Here is a 19,650-nt window from a genome sequence, read left to right on the forward strand (position 1 = left end):
AGCCGGAGAACATGCTCGGCTCAACGAGCGTTCCTGCATTGGTGAACGGCAATCGCCCTTCCGTACCATGCAGCACGCCTTTGATGTCGTATGTCAGTTCCTGTTTCTGAGAGAATTGGAACAGTTGTCGCACGATGTCGAGCGTTGAGGTGCTGGTGTCGATTGTCATCACGGCATCACCTAACCGGGGAATCGTTACCTCCTTGCTTCCCAGGCCACGGGCCAGGCGTTTCCCGTTCAGATTCAAGGTGAAATCGATGCCCGTCAGGTGATAGTCGAAGTCGTTCGGATTGCGGACCCGGAGATCGACGCGAAGCCGCTGTTCGAACATCGTCGCGTCCAGCGGCGTGACATTGGTGACGAGTACCTCCGGCGGTTCGCCTTTTATGAACCAGGAGGCGCAGCCGGGAAATAGCATGGCCACGGCGAATAAGAGCAAGGCTGCTCGGTGAAGTTGCATAGGCGGCATCATAGCAAGAACATCTACGGGAAAGCGAAGCGGAAGGTGTCAGGACGTTCAGGGGAAGCGATGATAGGGTGAGGGTGAGTCTTTCACTGCTCATCCCAGCATCAGGGTCAGTGGTTGACGCATTGAATTGGATCTAACCCCAGGGTCTGTGTGCTCATTGGCAGGCTAATCAGAAACTATTTCGACATTCCCGCCATAGACTAAGATGACTGATCTCGGATGTGATCAGAGTATCGTGCAGGATGGTCAAAAAGTCCGTTTAGCGCGGCCGCAGCGAGTGAAGGGCTGAGCATACCCTTTGGGGTACGTTGAGGGTCTGAGCGATGCGAGAACAAAGCTGGCGGACTTTTTCAGCATCCTGCTAGTAACAATTTGGATTGGAAGGCCAACCTCCAGGGGAGGGTATACAGTTCATGGGACGTTGCGGAGGGAGCCTGACCGGACCTTCCGGTCTTGGTTCCGCCTCGTGGCGGTATCCTGTCGCCAGCGCCTCATTGATCATCGCCTCAATTTCTGTCTCGGTCAAATCGGGGTGTTCGTATCGAAACTTGCGCTCAAGAACTGGGCGGGTGGTGGCGATATACCGCTCACGAGACTGTCGGAGCCCCTCGCGAGCCTGGTCATACAGTGCCTTGCGTCCCTCGGTCTGCACATTGCCCATTGGGTTGGAAGCGGTATCGGTTCTTGACCCTGGGTCCATCCCATGATCGAGGCGGGGTTCAGCACATCCAATGAGCAGAGTGAAGATGAAAACCAGAGCGAGTCGCATGATACGGCCTCGTAGGGGGATCCGATCAGTCGCCACTGTTTGGCTTGACGGGCGAGTGTAGTCAGGTCGCCTATTCTTGGGCAACAGGCCGCTACGTTCTAACTCTTCAACACAGCAGAGGAATTGGAATAAAGGCTGGACTCGGATGCTCTTAGATCCGGTCTTGACAAGTGCTACCTCACAAGGTAACACTCATCATGGGGAAGGTTCGCCGGGGTGGGTATGTGTTTGTCACCTGGAAGGGCGATCATTTCCCCGGCATGTGCATGTCTATCGAGACTGTGCGCTCATCGTGAAATGGGATTTGGACAACAACCAACCGATGATCGGGACGGCATCGAGACGCATTCGTGCGTTGATTGAAAAATTAGAAGCCGAGGGAGCGCTATGAAGATTCGATCGGTCATGTGCAATAACCGCAAGAAGGCGTTTCAGGTGAAGTCCTCAAAAGGCACACTGTTGCTACCTTATTCAAAGACAGAGGTTCGTCCAAGCAGCACCGACCCGGTCGCCCGAGTCTTTGTCGATAAGGAATTGGGAGATGAGGGGTTTACCTATATTCTCGCATCCGGGAAAGAAGGGACGATTCATAGTGAGCAGGTGCTGGAATACAATCAAGACCCATCCTTCCTGAGAGATGCGTTGCTTTACAAACTGACGATTGAAGCGCAGAAGCGGATCGAGAAAAGTTCCCTGTCAAAGCGAGAAATTATCAGACGATTGCATACATCGGCGACGCAGTTGTACCGGTTGCTCGATCAAACCAACTACCGTAAGTCGGTGGACCAGCTTCTCTCGTTGCTGCACGTTCTGGATTGTGAGGTCGATGTTCGGGTTAAGAGCAGGAGTTCATCGGGAAAAGCAGCCTAAAAGAGTTTACATTCGGCACGTACTCACGCGTGCCGAATACGACCGAGGGTTTTTGAATACGCCGAATCTCTTCAGTCCCATCAACTGGCAATTGATTCTTATCTATCTGATGAATGTGTAAATCCCAACCCCTGGCCTGAGCATCCAGAAAGTGTCCCTTGCCTTGACGCCGGCACAATCCTCTGCCAGAAAGAGTACCAGTTTGGGGTAGAAAAGAAGGAGCACCGGAATGCGCACAGTTAGTCGACGAATGACGGATTTAGCTCAATCAGAAATTCGCGCTATGACGCAGGCCTGTGCCAGTGCAAAGGGTCTCAACATGGCGCAGGGGGTTTGTGATACGCCGGTACCTTCGATCGTGCTCGAAGGGGCTGAGCGGGCGATTCGTGATGGATACAACGTCTATACGCGCTTCGATGGGTTGCCGGAGTTGCGGCAGGCGATTGCCGAGAAGCTGGAACGGTATAACCGGATGCAGGCCGATCCTGAAACCGACATCACCGTGAGTGCGGGTGCAACGGGAGCTTTCCATTCTGCCTGTGCGGCCCTGCTGAATCCCGGCGACGAGGTCATTCTGTTTGAGCCGTACTACCAATACCATCTCAGTGCGCTTGTGGCGGTCGAAGCGGTTCCGGTGGCGGTTTCAATGCAACCTCCGACCTGGTCCTATTCGATGACCCAATTGGAAGAGGTCGTGACGGCCAAGACAAAGGCCATTATCGTCAACTCACCAGGCAACCCTTCTGGGAAGGTTTACAGCCGGTCCGAATTAGAGGCCTTGGCGGAATTTGCCTGCCGGCATGACCTCTTTGTCTTCACGGATGAAATGTATGAATACTTCCTTTACGACGGACGTCGCCATGTCAGTATCGCATCGTTGCCGGAGATGGCCGAGCGAACCGTCACGATCAGCGGGTACTCCAAGACCTTCAGCGTGACGGGCTGGCGGATCGGGTACAGCGTTGCATCGCGACGGTGGGCACAAGCCATCGGAGCAATGAACGATTTGCTCTACGTGTGTGCCCCAGCGCCGTTGCAGATGGCGGTGGCACGAGGTATTCGTGAATTGCCGGATAGCTTCTATGAGGGCCTGCGGCAGGAGTATCAGCGGAAGCGCGAGAGGTTTTGCCGTGCGTTGTCTCAGGCTGGGATCACTCCATCCGTTCCACAAGGCGCCTATTATGTCTTAGCGGATGTCTCTCATCTTCCTGGTCAGACGGGGAAAGCACGTGCGATGTTTCTGTTAGACAAAACCGGGGTCGCCGGCGTGCCAGGGGAAGCCTTTTTCAGGAGCAAGGTTGGGGCTGGTTTTATCCGATTCAGTTATGCCAAGACAGATCAAGATCTGGAGGAGGCCTGTCGGAGATTGACACAGACTCGGACGTAGCTAGTCCGGACTGTATATCGCCGTGAGGTGCCGTCCAGGTACGACCATGATACAGGCGCATCACGAGCCGGGATGAGCCTGCATTTTCATTTTCCATTGCACGAGTCATTCAGAGGCGGGAATCAGGCGCTCCAATTCGCGCATGAGTGAAGCGGGACAGTGGGGGCTCGTGGCGATGATCCCACGGTAGCGTGGGGTCGGTCGGTTGAAGGTCAGGGCTTGTCTGCTTCCATCGGTAATCGTCCCACCGGATTCGGTGATCAGCAAGACTCCGGCGGCAACATCCCACTCATTTTCCGGTTCAAAGGTCGCTACCGCATCGATGCGGCCGCCTGCCATCAGAGCGAGGGACCAGGCGATGGAAAGCATCGGACGATGCTGCGTGCATGAATCGAGTGCGGCGAAACGACCAATCTGGCGCTCCCAGGGACTCAGCGCAATCAGGGGCCGTTGCCTCGTGCCGACTTGCTGAGCATCTACCGGTTCACGGTTCAGTCGAAGCCCTCCGCCCCGGATAGCAGTGAAGAGTTCGTTGGTCGAAGGGTTATAGATCCCTGCCACGAGGGGATGACCATGCTTAATGAGGGCAACGGAAATGCAAAACTCCGGAACTCTGTTGATAAAAGCCTTGGTTCCATCGATCGGATCGACCACCCAGACCCGATCCTTCTGAAGACGGACGGCATCATCAGGGGATTCTTCCGATAACCATCCGTCCTGGGGAAATGCTGAGAGGAGGTACGTGTGCAGAATATCGTTGACTGCGAGGTCTGCTGATGTGACTGGAGACTGATCCGGCTTTCTGATCGTCTCGAATCCAGCAGCGGCTAATCGCAAGGCCTCTGCACCGGCCGTTTGAATCGCGGCTTCGAGTGTTTCAAGTTCATGAGTCCAACCCATAGCTGCAGAGTACCAGGCCTATCGCCGGATGAAAAGGACCCTGCCAGTTCTTGGCTTGACCTTCCACAAGAATCTGCGTACAAGCTCGCTATCATGAAGTTGGTCCAAAAGCGTTCGAAGAAGACCGGTCTCTCTCCTGGAACGTTGATCCACATCGGTGAAACACGTACGAACTCCGTGATCGTCACCCGCTTCAACTACGCTAGCACGCACTGCGACGAGCAGGTTGTGACGGACGTCGAGACCCTTCAGCCACCGGCAGATGAGACGGTGATCTGGGTCAATGTGGGCGGAGTTCATAAGGTTGAGGTGTTGGAAAGATTTGGCAAACACTTTGGCCTCCATCCGCTGCTGCTGGAAGACATCGCCAACACAGATCAGCGTCCCAAGCTGGACGACTACGAGACCTATCTGTTTCTTGTGATGAAGATGCTGACGACCTCCGATCGTGGAGATATCCTGGTTGAACAGGTCAGTTTCGTGCTCGGTCGTAATTATGTGCTCTCGTTCCAGGAGAACGGCACGGATGTGTTCGGGCCCGTTCGAGATCGCCTTAAAGGCGGCAAGGGACGACTGCGGCAAAACGGCTCGGACTATCTTCTGTATGCGTTGATCGATGCCGTGGTGGACCAGTATTTTGCCGTGCTTGAAATGCTGGGTGAGCGTATTGAATCACTCCAGGAGCAGGTGATGGCTGACCCGAAACCGGAGACCCTTCAAAGCATCCATGCACTGAAACGGCAGTTGCTCTTCGTGCGTCGAGCCGTGTGGCCGTTACGGGAAGCGATCAACAGTCTTTCCCGTTCGGAATGCTCATTCCTGCGTGAGCCGACGAAGTTATTTTTCCGGGATGTTTATGATCATGTGGTGCAGATCGTGGATACGATTGAGACGCTGCGCGAAATGGTTTCGGCCAGCCTCGACATCTATCTGTCCAGTGTGAGCTATCGCCTGAATGCCGTCATGCGGGTACTGACGGTGATCACAACGATCTTTATGCCGCTCAGTTTCATCGCCGGTATCTACGGGATGAATTTCGAGCATATGCCGGAGTTGAAATGGGCATGGGGGTACCCCATGGCGCTCGGCATCATGGGCATCGTCGCCGCGATCATGTTGATCGGGTTTCGTCGCAAGAACTGGCTGTAAGCGGTTGGACTGCCTTACTCTTGGACTTCCACCTTGTCGACAAAATAGGTCGTATCCCCGAAGCAGGTGGTCGGGATATAGCGATATTCCTTATAGTGCAGGATCACGCGCTTCCCCATTATTTCGTTCAGTTGAGCGGCGACTTTGTCGTCCCAGATTGTAAATTGCCACAGGACCGGAGCGGTACCCGGCACCGTGGTCATGGCCAGCTCTCCTTCATGCGTTTTGCACACCCACCCCTTCGAGGAGAACTTCTGGATGTAGCCGGCTCGGTTCCCATCGGAATAGGTCCAGTTGAACACAACGATGAGATAGGCCGCACCGAGAAACACGAGAAGGGTCGACAACACTTTCACTGCTTTCACCAGCTATCTCCCTTGTTACGCGTGAATGTCACCGAAGAGCCAGGGAGCCTCAGTCTTCCGACGAGTCTCATAGGCTGAGATGGCCTGCTCGTGTTGGAGTGTGAGGCCGATCGAATCGAGCCCCCGGTAGAGACACTCTTTTCGGAAGGGGTCGATCTCAAACCGATAGGCCGTTTTCTCTGGTGTCGTGACCGTTTGGTTCGCGAGATCGACCGTGAGCCGGTATCCCTCGGTCTCAACGGCGTGCTTCATGAGGGCCAGCACTTCGTCTGCCTTGAGCGCAACGGGAAGAATGCCGTTTTGAAAACAGTTGTTATAAAAAATGTCCGCAAAGCTCGGCGCGATGATGCATCGGAATCCCTGGTCCAACAGCGCCCAGGGAGCATGTTCGCGGGATGAGCCGCACCCAAAATTATCGCGCGTCAATAAGATCGAGGCCGATTGATAGCGGGGTTGATTCAAGAAAAAGTCAGGATCAGGTGATCCATCTTGTTTCTTTCTCCAGTCAAAAAAGAGACCTTCCCGGAGCCCTGTCCGTTTGATGGTCTTTAAAAACTGCTTCGGAATAATTTGGTCGGTGTCGACATTGATTTGATCCAGTGGGGCCACGAGACCAGTGAGAGTAGTAAACGGTTCCATAACGACCTCAACTCCAATGTCGAATATCGACGAAGTGTCCTTCGATGGCCGCTGCGACTGCCATAGCAGGGGAGACTAAATGGGTTCTCCCGCCTGCGCCTTGGCGGCCCTCGAAATTGCGATTGCTGGTGGAGGCACAACGTTCCCCTGGTTGCAGGACGTCCGCATTCATCGCCAGGCACATGCTGCATCCTGCCTCTCGCCATTCAAATCCTGCATCACGAAATACGCGATCAAGTCCTTCCGCCTCGGCCTGTTGCTTGACGAGTCCTGACCCTGGGACCACCATGGCATGGACGGATGCGGCTACCTTCCGACCTTTAGCCAGGCTGGCCGCCAATCGCAAATCTTCAATGCGTGAGTTGGTGCAGGAGCCAATGAAGACCTTGTCGATTTTGATGTCGGTGATCGGCGTATTGGGAGATAGTCCCATATAGTTCAAGGCGCGTTCCGTCGCACTCTTGGTTTTGGCATCGGCGATCGTTTGAGGGTCCGGGACCTTTTGATCCACACCTGTCACCATTCCCGGACTTGTTCCCCAACTGACCTGCGGGGCAATCTCTTCCGCTCGCAGGGTGACGACGGCATCATAGCGGGCATCCGGATCGGTCTTGAGCGACTGCCACGCCTTCATAGCCCGTTCGAACAACTCTCCCGTCGGGGTGAGCGGGCGCCCCTTTACATAGACGGTCGTTTTTTCATCGGGGGCTACCAGCCCAGCACGGGCTCCTCCCTCGATCGACATGTTGCAGAGGGTCATACGCCCTTCCATGCTCAGTGCGCGAATCGCCGACCCTGTGTATTCGATGACATAACCGGTGCCGCCGGCCGTGCCGATTTTTCCGATAATTGCCAAAATAATGTCCTTGGCCGAACAGCGATCAGACAGGGTTCCCTCAACCCGGACTTCCATCGTTTTGGGTCGTTTCTGGACGAGGCACTGTGTGGCCAAGACATGCTCGACTTCGCTGGTTCCAATACCGAATGCCAATGCACCGAATGCCCCATGGGTAGATGTATGAGAATCTCCACACACGATCGTCGTTCCTGGAAGCGTGAACCCTTGTTCGGGACCGATGACGTGGACCACGCCTTGTCGGATATCATCCATGCCGAAGAAGGTAATGCCAAAGTCACGGCAGTTTTCCTCAAGGGTTTGAATTTGCTTCGCACTAATGTGATCGGCGATCGGCAGTTTCCGGTCGGTCGTCGGGACATTGTGATCCGGCACCGCGAGTGTGGCAGCGGGGCGGCGTGGGCGGCGACCGGCAAGCTTCAACCCTTCGAAGGCCTGCGGTGATGTCACCTCATGCACGAGTTGCCGATCGATGTACAGAAGGGTGGTTCCGTCAGGCTCCTCGCGGACAACATGCGATTCCCAAATTTTATCGAACAGTGTCTTGCCGGCCATCGGTGCTCCTGCTTCGTATTGTGAGGACCCATTATACAGAGAAGGCCCATGGTCTTGACAAGGTGTCTCTGATGCTTGCCCTTCACCGCACGTCGTGATACCACCACCTTCGTGAAAACTGCACCGTGGAAAGAACCGCGCGTTATGGAGTGGAGTCAGTTCTTGCTGGACAGTTATCGCCATTGGGTCGGGAAAGAGTTGGTTGCGCGGGTCGGAGATGAGAGGGCGCAAGCGCAGCGACTGTTCGAAGCCTCATGTATTGTGGTGTCGCATGGTGTTGAGCCCGATCCGGTCTTGAATTATGGCAACCAAGTCGCCCTAGATTTGTGGGAGGTTTCCTGGGAGCAATTCACCGCGACTCCCTCGCGACTGACGGCTGAAGCCGATAACCGACCAGAGCGGGAGCGGATGTTGGCGCAAGCGAGAGCCCAAGGCTACTATGATGGTTACACAGGAGTGCGGATTTCATCAACGGGCCGTCGTTTTGTGGTTGACCGGGCGATAATTTGGACCGTGATCGATTTAGCCGGAAGTCCCGTTGGGCAAGCGGCGACATTTTCATTTGATCTGGCGGGAAGGAAATCCACGAGCTAGCCCTTGCCAGAATTGACGATTCGTTTTTGTGAAAGGATCTTGAACGATCAGGCAAAAGACTGGAAGGTCAGGTCCACAGTTCGAGGGGAGCATGGTTCGCGATGCCATGGAGCAGGTCTTGCGTGGAAAGTATGCCGACCAAACGACGGGTCTGATCCAGAATTGGAACGGCATGGATCTGCTCCTCCAGCATGACTCGAGCGATTTCGCGGATCTCTGTGGTCGGTGTTGCCGAGATGACTCGCGGGGTCATGATCTCGGCAGCATGCTTATGGGAAGCCTGTCGTGTATCGGCCGTTGAGATCAATTCAGGTACATGCTGGAGGAGGTCTCGATAGGAAAGCATTCCTACGAGCGTGCCATGTACTGACGTGATGGGGATATGGTGGAATCCCTTGTGAGACATGATCGTCCACGCATCAAGCAGCGGACTGTCGGATGGGAGAGAGAAGACAGGTGTCGTCATCAAGTCTCGGGCCAGGACCGCCAGTGTAGGGTGTGATCGGTCAGAGCCCTGTTGTTGATACGCGGTGTGTGCAATCAAGGCGGGGTGGTCCAACGTCGATGCCTGTTGGCCATGGTGCTCCCGATCTGCCGCAGCCTCCGTGCGGTTGTACCGTGGGGTCACGAGCTTTGCCGGATAGACTTCCGCAATCCCGTTGACTGCCACAATAATGGGCATGCTATAGCTCCTTGGCTGTTGTATCGGCAGAGTTGGTGAAATACTGAAGCGAAGAATAAGGAAGGTCTATTCGAGTGAAGGTTCTTCGGCCAAAGAGTGAGCGATAACGCAGAGCCGTGTCCGACACCGTTGCCGATAGCAGAAGTAAAAGGTGTCGTCACCATGTTGTGTTTTACTTTTGGCGATAAGTCCTCCACCCATGGTGGTCCCAAATTGGTTGCTTCCATTTTGAGCCCTATGTTATAAGGATCTCCGCATAATTAGAATTCGTCGGTTGTCGATGATTGTTCTGTGAAGGCTTATAGAAGAAGGGTGTAGAGTACCAAACGCCTGCACGTCCTCCAGAGTTTGGCATCATACACACAGGTCACGAGCTTCTATTTCATCTCTTCTTTTCTCGCAAGGGGGGTAGTTATGGGCAAGTCATTGTTGGCGGTCTTTCTCGGCCTTGGGATGGTGTTGGCCGGAGTTTCAGGTTCATACGCACTTCAGGCGGGCGGCGTCGAAACCGGCGATCTGGAATCCGGTTCCGTCGTCGGGCAACCGTTCAAGGAACTCACTGTCGATGTCTCGTTTTTCGCGCTCGAAATTGGAGATACGAAGGTCTGGTATCCTCCCACGACGGTCATCGATTTCAAAGCGCGTCCTGGTGCACCCGTTCTCTTAAAGGTCACAAACAAGGCGACGGCTGAGCATGGATTTCAACTCACGGCGGCAGTGAATCAACAATCGGCACCGACTGTTTTGCACACTACTCTGGTCCTCAAGCCTGGAGAGACGAAGTACATCGGTGTTCCGACCAGCGATTTGTTTTATGCGGCAGGGAACGTACTGGAATATCGGTGTCATTTGCATCCGGGACATGTCGGCGGCAAGTTGCTCATGTTGAAATAGTAGCGGGTACCGAACAGAGAGCATCTCAGCGGAGATTTTTGGCCTCAAGGAGAAACTCCTTGAGGCCATTGTTTTTCAGCGGGTCTAAAACGGCCATACCAGCATCCGAGATCCTCTCAAAAACGAAAGGTCTTGGTTCTGAAGAGAACCAAGACCTTTCTTCACCACCGATAGGACTCGAGTTGATTAGTTTCTGACCCCACTCCATACCTTAGCTGGGTCTATCCCTTTATCGGGATTCAGGGTCTTTGCTCTTTCCAGAAGGACCTCTGTCGTCTCTGGATAGAGAGGGTCGGAGATACAGCAATTATCCACCGGGCAGACGGCCGCGCATTGGGGTTCGTCGAAATGGCCGACGCACTCGGTGCATCGGTCATGGGCAATGACATAAATATTATCGCCGACTCCTTGTCCGTCACCAACATGGTTCCCTTTGGACTCAGCGTCGCTTCTGGTTTCAAAAATTGCTTCATTGGGACATTCCGGTAGGCATGCCCCGCAAGAAATGCACTCATCCGTAATCAGTAGAGCCATGACCCAAGCCTCCTTCTCACTCCCAACGTCTATTCAATATTGACAAGCTCCCATGTCCCCCACCATAGTAATGCCCGATTTGACGATTGACAGCGTGGGGACGCATTTTATTCTGCGCTTCTTTTCCAAGTCAACACAACGAGTTCCGGTCAGAAGGCCTAGGGTAGTTCTACGCATGGGTCATTGGACCCAGCATGGGAAAAAACGAAGTCAGTACTCTTCTCCAGATGTCCAGTCATCAGAGTCAAGCGAGTGATCGGGAGCAGAAAAAGAAGCGGATCATCATGATGGTCCTGCTGGCGCTGCTATTGATGAGTGCCTCGGTGTTTCTCGTTGAGCGCAAAGAATCGAGTGTGATTGTGGTGACGTTTCCCAGTGGCGTCGAACTCGAGGCTGAGGTGGCTGATACTCCTGAGAAGCTCCTCTTTGGGCTGGCCTTTCGAGAGGCATTACCAACTAACGGTGGCATGTTGTATATCTTTGAAGAAAATGGTCTTCATCGGGTCACGACCCGGGAATATCGATTCCCCATTGATATTCTCTGGGTTGATGAGAGTCACCATGTCGTGCATTTGCTTGAGCAGGCAGAGCCCTGCGCCAAAGATCCTTGCCCATTGTTTGGGCCGCCACCTGAAGCGGCGCGCTATGTGATACAGGCGGAGTCTGGATTCATTAAAAAGGCGGGAGTCGCAAAAAACGATGAACTCAAATATGCCCTTCGCCTCTAGGCCTTGCGGCACACCAAGGGGATATATCACGATGGATGGGTTTCAAAAGGTCGGCCAGGTTGAAGACGTGCCTCCAGGACAGTCGAAGATTGTCAAGGTCAATGATCGTCCGATCGCGCTGTTCAATGTCGACGGGAAGTTTTACGCCATTCATAACAGCTGCCCTCACGAAGGAGGACCTCTCATTGAAGGTCGGCTCAAGGGCTACGTCATTGCCTGCCCCTGGCACGATCTTGCGTTCGACATCCGAAATGGACAAGGTACGGATGGGGGTGGTTATTGTGTAGGAAGTTACGAGGTTCTGGTGGAAGGGACCGAGATTCTCATCGGTCCGAGGAAGAAAATATGACGAGAGCCAAGAGAATACGCATGGTCGTGACGCGTGCAAAGAGGATGTTGGTGTGAATACCACCGGTGTCGAGCCTGTTTCAATGTATGATGCCGGGGATTCCCGCCAGGTCATGGTTGACCAACCCTTTGTCCTGCAGTTGTGGGAAGATCGGACAAGAGGTGAGCAATGGGTCGCCTCGTATGATACCAAAGGACTTACGCTGCTCAGCGACGAATTTCTTCGTATCGCGAGTAATAACGCCGTCGAAAACGGACAACGCATTTTTGAGTTTGCGGCAGTACAGCCGGGGGTATACTACGTGGTGTTCGAAAAGCGTATGGGGTGGAAATTCACCGCAGAAGATCGTCGCCTTTTCAAGATAGAGGCGCAGCCACCCACGGGGAATTGATTCCATGCCAGACATTGCCTTTATTAATGGCCGTTTCCTTCCGTGGCAGGATGCGACGGTTTCCATCGATGATCGCGGGTTTCAATTCGGGGATGCCGTCTATGAAGTGATTCGAACCTATCGAGGCGCTCCCTTTGAAGTGGGTGCACATCTTGATCGGCTTGATCGAAGCGCGACGGAACTCTCCATTCCCCAGCCTTATACCAGAAGACAGTGGATGCAGTGGATTCAGCATGGGCTAAGTCTTGCTGGGTATCAGGATGCCAAGATCTATGTTCAGCTGACACGCGGAGTAGCTCCGCGTGATCATACCTTCCCTTCCGAGAGTCGCCCGACAGCCGTCATGACGATTCGAGCACTCCATCCTCTTAGTCCAGAGACGCGGCGCAACGGCGTGACGGCCTGTACTTGTGAGGATCTGCGATGGGGGCGATGTGATATCAAAAGCGTCAATTTACTGGCCAACGTGCTGGCTCGTGAGGAGGCGCGCAAGGCGGGTGTGTTCGAGGCTATCCTAGTTCGCGACGGCTTTGTCATGGAAGGGGCCGTGAGCAATGTGATGGTTGTTCAGGGGGGCGTCATCATCACGGCTCCCGAAAGCCCGCGCATTCTGTCTGGCGTGACCAGGACGGTCGTGCTGCAGCTAGCAAGAGAGGAAGAGGTTGTCGTCGACGAGCGATTTCTGTCGATCGACTCCCTCTACCAAGCAGACGAAGTCTTTCTCACTGGTACCACGCTTGAAGTCCTCGGAGTCGTTCAGATCGACGGGAAACCCATCGGCTCCGGTCACCCTGGTCCAATCACCCAGGCCTTGGCCGCTCGATGGGCATTACTGACGGGCTAGTCCCCTTGCATTGCTTAGGGGTGCATGGTATGGTACCGCCTCTGTAAGTGGGCGCACGCCCACTTTTTTGTTTGGTCATGTTCCAAGGGGACATTGAGGTTGAGGATACCGGGGAGTAGTTCGCAACCGGTGATCGACCGATTGCACGAAATCATTTCACCGATTTTATGGACGCTTGGGCTCGAATTGATCGATATCGTCTGTGTTGGTCGAGGTCCGCGTTCCGTCGTTCGTGTGTTGATCGATAAACCGGGTGGCGTGACCATCACCGACTGTGAGCAAGCACATAAGGCTCTAGGGCCGGCACTCGATGTGGCCGATCCGTTCCCTCACGCCTATACGCTTGAAGTCTCATCTCCAGGTTTGGATCGCCCGTTCCAGAGAACTCAGGACTATCAGCGGGCGATTGGGAAACAGGTGAATCTCAAGCTTCGCCAGCCTCTCGACGGTCAGTGGCGGATTGCCGGAGAGTTGATGCAAGCTGATGAGCATCTCGTTGTGCTGACGATAGCCGCGCATCGAGCTTCTCAGGTGATCCAGCTCAGTCGCGAGATCATCGCGGAAGCGAAATTGGTTGTGAAAATTTAAGTGTGAGGTCAGGGGCGCCGTGAGTGGAAACCGGATGCAGGAGCGTGAGGTATGAACCGAGAACTGATTTCAGTGATTGACGAAATCGGGCGCCAAAAAGGAATTGACAAGGCCCGCGTGATCGGAGCCATCGAATCCGCTCTGCAGACTGCCGCAAAGAAGCGTTTCGGGCAGGCTGAAAACATTCAGGTTGAGATGGATCCGAAAACAGGTGAAATTTCCGTCGTCTCTAAGAAGATCATCGTCGAGACGGTCAGCAATCCGAAAGCTGAAATTTCGCTGCAAGAAGCTCGTCAATACGACAGCGAAGCCGAAGTGGGGGACGAAATCGGGTCCCTGATTGAAATGAACGAATTGGGGAGAATTGCCGCTCAAACCGCCAAGCAGGTCATCTTTCAAAAGGTTCGCGAGGCCGAGTGGGAGGCGGTGCAAAAGGAATACTCGACGAGGCAGGGTGATTTGGTCACCGGCATCATTCTCGGGATGGAGCGCCGCAATTACTTGGTGGACCTCGGAAAGACGGAGGCGCTTCTTCCGATCCAAGAGCAGATCCCGCGTGAAACCTACCGGCGCGGTGATCGAGTCAAAGCCATGCTCCTGGAAGTTCGTCGGACCCCGAAGGATGTACAAGTGATTTTGTCACGCAGCCACCCGCAATTCGTGGCGAAGCTCTTTGAGCTTGAAGTGCCGGAAATTATGGAGAAGATCATCGAAATCAAATCGGTTGTTCGGGAACCTGGCGACCGTACGAAGATCGCCGTAACCTCGCGGGAAAAGGCCGTGGATCCGGTGGGAGCCTGCGTCGGCATTAAAGGTTCTCGTGTGCAAGCGGTTGTCCGTGAGTTGCGTGGTGAGAAGATCGACATCATTACCTGGACGCAGGATCCGCGGGTGTTCATTGCGGAAGCGCTAAATCCCGCTACCATCGAAAAGGTCGGTATCGACGAGGAGAAGAAGTCGGCGCTCGTGGTCGCTGCTGATTCCCAGCTATCCCTGGCCATCGGAAAAAATGGTCAGAATGTCAGGCTTGCGGCACGCTTGACAGGATGGAAGATCGATATCATCAGCGCGACGGAATACGAAAAGGAAAAAGTGGAGCGCGATAAGGAAATCAAAGCGGCACTGGCGGAGGAAGCGGAGGCGCAGCGACTGCAGGAAGAAGCCCGGCAAGCTGCGAGAGCGGAAGAGGCAACGAGCGGATCAGAGTAGGATACGGAATCGTCTGATGGCAATGCGCGTATACGAACTTGCGAAAAAGTTGGGTATGGAAAATCGCGTGCTCATCCCGGAGCTCAAGAAAATGGGTGTGTCGGTAACCTCCCATAGCAGTGCTCTGGATGATGGGATCGTGCAGAAAGTCCTGGAGAAGCTTGCTCCTCAATCTAAAGGGCAGGGACCCGGGAGTGAGGGGGATGTTGCGCCCAGGTCCGTTCACGGGATGGGGCAGGGCAAAGCTGTGGCCAGTAAGGGTCAACCGGCAGAAGAATCGCCAAAGCCGGACAAGCGGCGTATTTTGATCAAGCGTAAGAAAGAAGAAGAGCCAGCGGAGGTTCTTGCGTCTTCCTCGACTGTGGAAATCGAACGCATACCTCAGCCTGAACCGTCAGTCTCAGCCATCACTCCGCCATCAGTTGCTCCAGAGCAACCTGCTCTTGAGGCGATTGTCGCTCCCAGCCCACTGGTGGAAGCTGTTCAGGAGGAAGTCGTGGTGCCGCCTCCAGCGGCAGTTGCGCCTCCTGTGGTGCCCCCCAAGTCGGATGACGTACAGCCCAAGGTGATCGCCGCTCCGCCTCCTGTTGCGACTACGACGGTTGAATCCGTCCTGGGTAAGAAAAAGAGCATGGCGTTTGAGGCCATTGAGGCCGAAGGACAGAAGGATAAAGCCAAGAAAGTCCGAAAGGTAGGTCGCCCCAAAGATGATCAGCAGGATGTAAAATTTAGGGAGGATGCTGCACGCTGGCAAGATCTCCGAGCCATTCCAGTGCAGCGTCGTGACGACCGATCGAAGCATCTCCATCATAGTGTTCCCTCCGAGGTGACTAAGCCTCGACGAAAGAGTGTCAAGGTTACCCCTCGAACCACGGTCAAGGAATTTGCTGAGTTGATCGGCCAGCGTCCGGCCGACATTGTTCGTAAACTCATGGATATGGGACAGATGTTGACCTTTCACCAGCCCATGAATCTGGATGCGGCGTCGATGCTGGCGGAGGAGAGTGGCGTCAAGATCGACATTGCCGTTGAAAAAGTAGGGGACGACTTGTTGCAGGATGTACTGGAGACCGGCGGTGAGGAACGACCTGAGCCTCGTCCACCCGTCGTGACCATCATGGGTCATGTTGATCACGGGAAAACATCGTTACTCGATGCCATCCGTCAAACCAATGTTGCCGAGGGGGAGGCGGGAGGCATCACACAGCACATTGGTGCTTATACGGTCTCAGTGCGGGGCAAGCAGGTGACCTTCTTGGATACGCCAGGTCATGAAGCGTTCACGGCTATGCGAGCTCGGGGGGCGAAGGTCACGGACGTCGTTATTCTGGTTGTTGCCGCCGACGATGGGGTCATGCCCCAGACCATTGAGGCCATCCATCATGCGAAAGCGGCCGGAGTTCCCCTGATCGTCGCGATGAACAAAATTGATAAACCCACCGCGAACCCTGATCGTGTCAAGAATGCACTTTCAGAGCATGGACTCATTTCTGAAGCCTGGGGCGGCGATACGATTATGGTAGAGGTATCGGCCAAACAGAAAACGGGTCTCGATACTCTTCTGGAAATGATTCTTCTCCAGGCTGAAGTGCTTGAGTTAAAGGCAGACCCACACCGACAAGCTAAGGGTACGGTCATCGAAGCCAAAATTGAACGGGGGAGAGGGCCGGTTGCCACAGTTCTCGTGCAGAGCGGGACGTTACGGGTGGGCGATGCCTATGTCGTGGGCATGTTTAGTGGTCGCGTGCGAGCGCTCATCAATGATCGGGGTGAGAAGACGCAGCAGGCGGGGCCGTCCATTCCTGTTGAAGTCATTGGATTGCCCGGCGTCCCTTCGGCGGGGGATGTCTTCCATGTCGTATCGAATGAGCGGGTTGCTAGAGAGATTGCCGAAGAGCGAGCGCAAAAACGCAGGGCAGCTGAATTGACTGGGCCGACGAAAGTCTCGCTTGATGATCTCTTTGCAAAAATTCAAGAAGGCTCGGTGAAGGAATTGGCCATCGTCATCAAAGCCGATGTGCAGGGTTCCTCGGAAGCCTTGGCTGGGGCCGTTGAAAAGCTATCGACCGATGCGGTCAAGCTTCGGGTTATTCATAATGCCGTGGGCGGCATCATGGAATCCGACGTCCTACTCGCAGCAGCATCGCGGGCGATCATCATCGGTTTCAATATCAGACCTGAGCCAAAAGCCACGGCGTTGGCCGAACAGCAGGGGGTCGATGTCCGCCTCTATACGATCATCTATGACGCCATTGCCGACATTAAAGCCGCGATGGAAGGTTTGCTTGAGCCAACGTTGAAGGAACGTGTCCTCGGACGTGCGGAGGTCCGTCAGGTCTTTATGATTCCCAAAGTCGGCGCAGTGGCAGGCGCCTATGTGCTCGATGGACTTCTCTCTCGTACGAGTGCAGGGGTTCGTGTGATTCGGGACAATGTGGTGGTGTATCAAGGTAAGTTTGGCTCCTTGAGGCGATTTAAAGACGATGTGCGTGAGGTTCAGCAAGGGTATGAATGTGGCTTGAGCATCGAGAACTTTAATGATGTAAAAACGGGAGACATCGTCGAAGCGTATACGATCGATAAAATAGCAGCCAAACTCTAGATGTCGATCCGGCTTATGAGCGTCCGCAGTCTGTGGGTCTGAAGGAGATCGTCGCAGGAGCCTCTCGCTGAGATTGGTCGGAGATAAGGGGTCTTTTATAGGCAGTCATTATGGTGGTGGGGCTCTGTACGGTCGAGTTGTTTATCGCGGAGAGTCAATCGCTGAAGGACAAGCGACAGGTCCTGCAGGGACTCAAAACCCGGTTGCGAAATAAATTCAACCTCTCTGTAGCCGAAGTGGATGGCCAAGATCTCTGGCAGAAAGCCGTTCTTGCAATGGCCTGTGTGGCAAGTGAGGGGCGTTTTGTGAGTCAAGTCATGGAGCAGGCGCTGAACGTGATCAAGAGCATGCCGGTTGTCGAGGTTATCCGTACTCAACAGGAATTGCTCTAACCTTCGTTCCGTACAACCGCTCGTCACAACGGTCATACCGCGATGTCAAAGACGACCTACAAACGGGCTGATCGAGTGGCCGATCAGATTCGCATGGAAGTGGCCGATATCCTCATGCGAAAAATCAAAGACCCGCGGGTGCATGATGTTACGGTCACGGACGTTGAGCTTACGGGGGACCTACGCATCGCTCATGTGTTCGTCACGACCATGGAACGGGGCGAGGGTGAGCGAGAGGTCTTTGCAGGGCTGTCAAAGGCGAGCGGATTTGTGCGGGCAGAATTAGGGCGCCGTCTCTCACTCCGCTATCTCCCCGATATCATTTTCAAAAAAGATGTGAGCGGAATACGCGGCGATCGAATTCACCAGCTATTGGCCGGATTGCACGGCGATGTAGAGCCGCGGCCACTCCAGGACGATCCCAGTAAGGAACCGAGTGCATCAGGATCTTAAACTCATGACCAGTAGAGCGACAGCGCTTGGACAAAAGGAGATTCGGGACGGCGTCCTTATTGTGCACAAAGAAACAGGGTGGACGTCGCACGATGTCGTTGCAAGGGTTCGAGCCATTTTGAGAGACAGCAAAGTTGGCCATGCCGGAACATTAGATCCGAGTGCCACCGGAGTCCTTCCGATTCTTGTGGGTCGAGCCACCAGAATCGCGGAATATCTAGTCAATTGGGACAAGGAGTACCGAGCTCAGTTGCGACTTGGAGAAGCGACTGACACGCAGGATGCAACGGGTCAAGTGCTGGCCAGAACTGATCTAACCGGAGTCACCGAAACCGATCTTCAAACCGTGCTCACGGGCTTTCGGGGTCCTCAACGGCAACTACCGCCGATGTACTCTGCGGTGAAGGTTGGGGGACAACGGCTGTATAAGGCCGCCAGGGCTGGTAAGACGATTGATCGTGCTGAGCGATCCATCGTCGTCCATGAATTGGAGCTGGTGTCCTTTGATGGCCGGGATGCAATTTTGCGCGTCGTCTGCTCAAAGGGCACGTATGTGCGTACGTTGTGTGCCGATATTGGTCAGGCATTAGGTGTCGGCGGGCACCTGTTTGCTCTGGAACGGCGCCGTGTGGGGCCACTCTTGATCGAGCAGGCCTTGACGATCGCCCAACTCGCTTCTCACTGTGAGGCGAACACTCTCGGGTCGCAGTTTCTTTCGCTTGACGAGCTCCTCTTTGATTTCCCCACAGTGGTTGTCAATGAGGAACAGGCACAACGGGTCCTACACGGAGCACCCCTATCCCCGGTGGTTGGTGAAGGGGCTCTCTCTCAGGTGGGAGCTGGCATTGTGCGACTCAAGAATGAGGCGGGGCGTCTGTTGGCGATTGGAACCCATGACCGGACCGGTCTGGGGGCGATCAGAGTACGGAAAGTATTAAATCTCTCGAGTCATTAATGAAGAAGGAGTTGTTATGGCGTTATTGAAAGAAGCAAAAGCAGCACTCATTCAGCAATATCAACAGCACGAGAAGGATTCCGGTTCCCCGGAGGTCCAAATAGCAGTCTTGACGAATCGAATCACCTATCTAACCGAGCATTTCAAGACGCATAAGAAGGATCATCACTCGCGGCGCGGGTTATTACAACTAGTCGGGCGACGGAGGCGATTGTTGGACTACCTTCGCGGCGTGGAAGACGCTCGGTACCGGGCAATTATCGATCGACTTGGTATACGCAAGTAACCGGTCGGCCCAAAGTATGGCGTAGACCGGCGCCGTATGTCGTGCTCACATGTCCCACAGATGAACACCGACATGCGCTCTGTGGCTGCACTGTCCGACGAACGCGTCCGACAATCAGTCGCAGACGCATCGCCCATTCGCGTGCTCGACTGAACGGCGAGGATCGTCGACCAGAGCGCATCTCAGTGGG

At 54.5% G+C, this 19,650-nt stretch carries 24 protein-coding genes; 16 read left to right on the forward strand and 8 right to left on the reverse strand.

Annotated elements, in window-relative coordinates; genetic code table 11:
• On the reverse strand, positions 1 to 460 hold a 460-nt coding region (locus tag ACYX34_RS06800; RefSeq protein WP_462075800.1), incomplete at its 3' end, for an LEA/WHy family protein.
• Positions 461 to 830: 370 nt separating this feature from the next.
• Positions 831 to 1,238: a hypothetical protein gene (locus tag ACYX34_RS06805; protein WP_462075801.1), complete on the reverse strand. Its 408-nt coding sequence runs from the start codon at positions 1,236 to 1,238 to the stop codon at positions 831 to 833.
• 387 nt (positions 1,239 to 1,625) lie between these two features.
• Here ACYX34_RS06805 and ACYX34_RS06810 point away from each other — a divergent pair, with 387 nt between their 5' ends.
• Both ACYX34_RS06810 and ACYX34_RS06815 read left to right on the forward strand, forming a co-directional pair.
• On the forward strand, positions 1,626 to 2,108 hold the full coding sequence (locus ACYX34_RS06810) for a hypothetical protein (RefSeq protein ID WP_462075802.1): 483 nt from the start codon (positions 1,626 to 1,628) through the stop codon (positions 2,106 to 2,108).
• Positions 2,109 to 2,337: 229 nt separating this feature from the next.
• A complete protein-coding gene (locus ACYX34_RS06815; protein ID WP_462075803.1) occupies positions 2,338 to 3,495 on the forward strand; it encodes a pyridoxal phosphate-dependent aminotransferase in 1,158 nt (385 codons plus the stop codon).
• 105 nt (positions 3,496 to 3,600) lie between these two features.
• Here ACYX34_RS06815 and ACYX34_RS06820 read toward each other — a convergent pair whose 3' ends face one another.
• Positions 3,601 to 4,395 carry a 3'(2'),5'-bisphosphate nucleotidase CysQ gene (locus ACYX34_RS06820; protein ID WP_462075804.1) on the reverse strand — a complete coding sequence of 265 codons (795 nt, stop codon included), beginning with the start codon at positions 4,393 to 4,395 and terminating at the stop codon, positions 3,601 to 3,603.
• A gap of 93 nt (positions 4,396 to 4,488) precedes the next feature.
• Here ACYX34_RS06820 and corA point away from each other — a divergent pair, with 93 nt between their 5' ends.
• Positions 4,489 to 5,544, forward strand: a complete 1,056-nt coding sequence (gene corA / locus ACYX34_RS06825) for a magnesium/cobalt transporter CorA (protein ID WP_462075805.1) — start codon at positions 4,489 to 4,491, stop codon at positions 5,542 to 5,544.
• Positions 5,545 to 5,558: 14 nt separating this feature from the next.
• Here the strand turns inward: corA and ACYX34_RS06830 are convergent, their stop codons facing one another.
• From ACYX34_RS06830 to leuC, 3 genes are read right to left on the reverse strand one after another with little or no spacing between them, the layout of a single operon-like run.
• Positions 5,559 to 5,909, reverse strand: coding sequence for a hypothetical protein (locus ACYX34_RS06830; protein ID WP_462075806.1), 351 nt, complete (start codon positions 5,907 to 5,909; stop codon positions 5,559 to 5,561).
• Between the two features lie 15 nt (positions 5,910 to 5,924).
• Positions 5,925 to 6,548 (reverse strand): 3-isopropylmalate dehydratase small subunit, encoded by a 624-nt coding sequence (gene leuD / locus ACYX34_RS06835; RefSeq protein WP_462075807.1) that lies wholly within the window; start codon positions 6,546 to 6,548, stop codon positions 5,925 to 5,927.
• Between the two features lie 7 nt (positions 6,549 to 6,555).
• Complete coding sequence (leuC, locus tag ACYX34_RS06840; protein WP_462075808.1) at positions 6,556 to 7,959, reverse strand: 3-isopropylmalate dehydratase large subunit; 1,404 nt, start codon at positions 7,957 to 7,959, stop codon at positions 6,556 to 6,558.
• Between the two features lie 111 nt (positions 7,960 to 8,070).
• On the opposite strand from leuC, the gene ACYX34_RS06845 reads away from it, so the two are divergent.
• Positions 8,071 to 8,553, forward strand: coding sequence for an MEKHLA domain-containing protein (locus tag ACYX34_RS06845; protein ID WP_462075809.1), 483 nt, complete (start codon positions 8,071 to 8,073; stop codon positions 8,551 to 8,553).
• Between the two features lie 67 nt (positions 8,554 to 8,620).
• On the opposite strand, the gene ACYX34_RS06850 is transcribed toward ACYX34_RS06845, so the two are convergent.
• A complete protein-coding gene (locus ACYX34_RS06850) occupies positions 8,621 to 9,235 on the reverse strand; it encodes a CBS domain-containing protein (RefSeq protein WP_462075810.1) in 615 nt (204 codons plus the stop codon).
• A gap of 414 nt (positions 9,236 to 9,649) precedes the next feature.
• Here ACYX34_RS06850 and ACYX34_RS06855 point away from each other — a divergent pair, with 414 nt between their 5' ends.
• Positions 9,650 to 10,129: a hypothetical protein gene (locus ACYX34_RS06855; protein WP_462075811.1), complete on the forward strand. Its 480-nt coding sequence runs from the start codon at positions 9,650 to 9,652 to the stop codon at positions 10,127 to 10,129.
• A 186-nt stretch (positions 10,130 to 10,315) separates the two neighbouring features.
• On the opposite strand, the gene ACYX34_RS06860 is transcribed toward ACYX34_RS06855, so the two are convergent.
• Positions 10,316 to 10,663, reverse strand: coding sequence for a 4Fe-4S dicluster domain-containing protein (locus ACYX34_RS06860; protein WP_086424882.1), 348 nt, complete (start codon positions 10,661 to 10,663; stop codon positions 10,316 to 10,318).
• Between the two features lie 194 nt (positions 10,664 to 10,857).
• Between ACYX34_RS06860 and ACYX34_RS06865 the strand changes: the two genes are divergently transcribed.
• From ACYX34_RS06865 to rpsO, 11 genes are all read left to right on the forward strand, one after another.
• Positions 10,858 to 11,391 carry a DUF192 domain-containing protein gene (locus ACYX34_RS06865; RefSeq protein ID WP_462075812.1) on the forward strand — a complete coding sequence of 178 codons (534 nt, stop codon included), beginning with the start codon at positions 10,858 to 10,860 and terminating at the stop codon, positions 11,389 to 11,391.
• 31 nt (positions 11,392 to 11,422) lie between these two features.
• The gene (locus ACYX34_RS06870) at positions 11,423 to 11,740 is read left to right on the forward strand and encodes a Rieske (2Fe-2S) protein (protein WP_462075813.1); all 318 of its coding nucleotides are present in this window, start codon (positions 11,423 to 11,425) and stop codon (positions 11,738 to 11,740) included.
• A 52-nt stretch (positions 11,741 to 11,792) separates the two neighbouring features.
• Positions 11,793 to 12,131: a protease inhibitor I42 family protein gene (locus ACYX34_RS06875; RefSeq protein WP_462075814.1), complete on the forward strand. Its 339-nt coding sequence runs from the start codon at positions 11,793 to 11,795 to the stop codon at positions 12,129 to 12,131.
• A gap of 4 nt (positions 12,132 to 12,135) precedes the next feature.
• On the forward strand, positions 12,136 to 12,975 hold the full coding sequence (gene dat, locus ACYX34_RS06880) for a D-amino-acid transaminase (RefSeq protein WP_462075815.1): 840 nt from the start codon (positions 12,136 to 12,138) through the stop codon (positions 12,973 to 12,975).
• A 129-nt stretch (positions 12,976 to 13,104) separates the two neighbouring features.
• Positions 13,105 to 13,563 carry a ribosome maturation factor RimP gene (locus ACYX34_RS06885; RefSeq protein WP_462075816.1) on the forward strand — a complete coding sequence of 153 codons (459 nt, stop codon included), beginning with the start codon at positions 13,105 to 13,107 and terminating at the stop codon, positions 13,561 to 13,563.
• A gap of 51 nt (positions 13,564 to 13,614) precedes the next feature.
• The gene (gene nusA / locus ACYX34_RS06890; protein WP_462075817.1) at positions 13,615 to 14,772 is read left to right on the forward strand and encodes a transcription termination factor NusA; all 1,158 of its coding nucleotides are present in this window, start codon (positions 13,615 to 13,617) and stop codon (positions 14,770 to 14,772) included.
• Between the two features lie 22 nt (positions 14,773 to 14,794).
• Entirely contained in the window at positions 14,795 to 17,374 is a 2,580-nt protein-coding gene (gene infB / locus ACYX34_RS06895; protein ID WP_462075896.1) for a translation initiation factor IF-2, read from the forward strand.
• 110 nt (positions 17,375 to 17,484) lie between these two features.
• A complete protein-coding gene (locus ACYX34_RS06900; RefSeq protein WP_462075818.1) occupies positions 17,485 to 17,766 on the forward strand; it encodes a DUF503 domain-containing protein in 282 nt (93 codons plus the stop codon).
• 42 nt (positions 17,767 to 17,808) lie between these two features.
• Complete coding sequence (gene rbfA / locus ACYX34_RS06905; RefSeq protein WP_462075819.1) at positions 17,809 to 18,219, forward strand: 30S ribosome-binding factor RbfA; 411 nt, start codon at positions 17,809 to 17,811, stop codon at positions 18,217 to 18,219.
• Between the two features lie 4 nt (positions 18,220 to 18,223).
• Positions 18,224 to 19,174 (forward strand): tRNA pseudouridine(55) synthase TruB, encoded by a 951-nt coding sequence (truB, locus tag ACYX34_RS06910; RefSeq protein ID WP_462075820.1) that lies wholly within the window; start codon positions 18,224 to 18,226, stop codon positions 19,172 to 19,174.
• 16 nt (positions 19,175 to 19,190) lie between these two features.
• A complete protein-coding gene (rpsO, locus tag ACYX34_RS06915) occupies positions 19,191 to 19,460 on the forward strand; it encodes a 30S ribosomal protein S15 (protein WP_462075821.1) in 270 nt (89 codons plus the stop codon).
• Positions 19,461 to 19,650: the final 190 nt, after the last annotated feature.

The sequence above is a fragment of the Nitrospira sp. CMX1 genome, from assembly GCF_054902215.1.

Bases quoted from the DNA above. Each gene is read 5' to 3' on its own strand.
- ACYX34_RS06805 (WP_462075801.1), bottom strand. From the start codon at position 1,238: ATGCGACTCGCTCTGGTTTTCATCTTCACTCTGCTCATTGGATGTGCT.
- ACYX34_RS06815 (WP_462075803.1), top strand. From the start codon at position 2,338: ATGCGCACAGTTAGTCGACGAATGACGGATTTAGCTCAATCAGAAATT.
- corA (WP_462075805.1), top strand. From the start codon at position 4,489: ATGAAGTTGGTCCAAAAGCGTTCGAAGAAGACCGGTCTCTCTCCTGGA.
- leuD (WP_462075807.1), bottom strand. From the start codon at position 6,548: ATGGAACCGTTTACTACTCTCACTGGTCTCGTGGCCCCACTGGATCAA.
- ACYX34_RS06900 (WP_462075818.1), top strand. From the start codon at position 17,485: ATGGTGGTGGGGCTCTGTACGGTCGAGTTGTTTATCGCGGAGAGTCAA.
- nusA (WP_462075817.1), top strand. From the start codon at position 13,615: ATGAACCGAGAACTGATTTCAGTGATTGACGAAATCGGGCGCCAAAAA.
- rbfA (WP_462075819.1), top strand. From the start codon at position 17,809: ATGTCAAAGACGACCTACAAACGGGCTGATCGAGTGGCCGATCAGATT.
- ACYX34_RS06810 (WP_462075802.1), top strand. From the start codon at position 1,626: ATGAAGATTCGATCGGTCATGTGCAATAACCGCAAGAAGGCGTTTCAG.
- infB (WP_462075896.1), top strand. From the start codon at position 14,795: ATGCGCGTATACGAACTTGCGAAAAAGTTGGGTATGGAAAATCGCGTG.
- ACYX34_RS06860 (WP_086424882.1), bottom strand. From the start codon at position 10,663: ATGGCTCTACTGATTACGGATGAGTGCATTTCTTGCGGGGCATGCCTA.
- ACYX34_RS06820 (WP_462075804.1), bottom strand. From the start codon at position 4,395: ATGGGTTGGACTCATGAACTTGAAACACTCGAAGCCGCGATTCAAACG.
- truB (WP_462075820.1), top strand. From the start codon at position 18,224: ATGACCAGTAGAGCGACAGCGCTTGGACAAAAGGAGATTCGGGACGGC.
- rpsO (WP_462075821.1), top strand. From the start codon at position 19,191: ATGGCGTTATTGAAAGAAGCAAAAGCAGCACTCATTCAGCAATATCAA.
- ACYX34_RS06855 (WP_462075811.1), top strand. From the start codon at position 9,650: ATGGGCAAGTCATTGTTGGCGGTCTTTCTCGGCCTTGGGATGGTGTTG.
- dat (WP_462075815.1), top strand. From the start codon at position 12,136: ATGCCAGACATTGCCTTTATTAATGGCCGTTTCCTTCCGTGGCAGGAT.
- ACYX34_RS06870 (WP_462075813.1), top strand. From the start codon at position 11,423: ATGGATGGGTTTCAAAAGGTCGGCCAGGTTGAAGACGTGCCTCCAGGA.
- leuC (WP_462075808.1), bottom strand. From the start codon at position 7,959: ATGGCCGGCAAGACACTGTTCGATAAAATTTGGGAATCGCATGTTGTC.
- ACYX34_RS06865 (WP_462075812.1), top strand. From the start codon at position 10,858: ATGGGAAAAAACGAAGTCAGTACTCTTCTCCAGATGTCCAGTCATCAG.
- ACYX34_RS06850 (WP_462075810.1), bottom strand. From the start codon at position 9,235: ATGCCCATTATTGTGGCAGTCAACGGGATTGCGGAAGTCTATCCGGCA.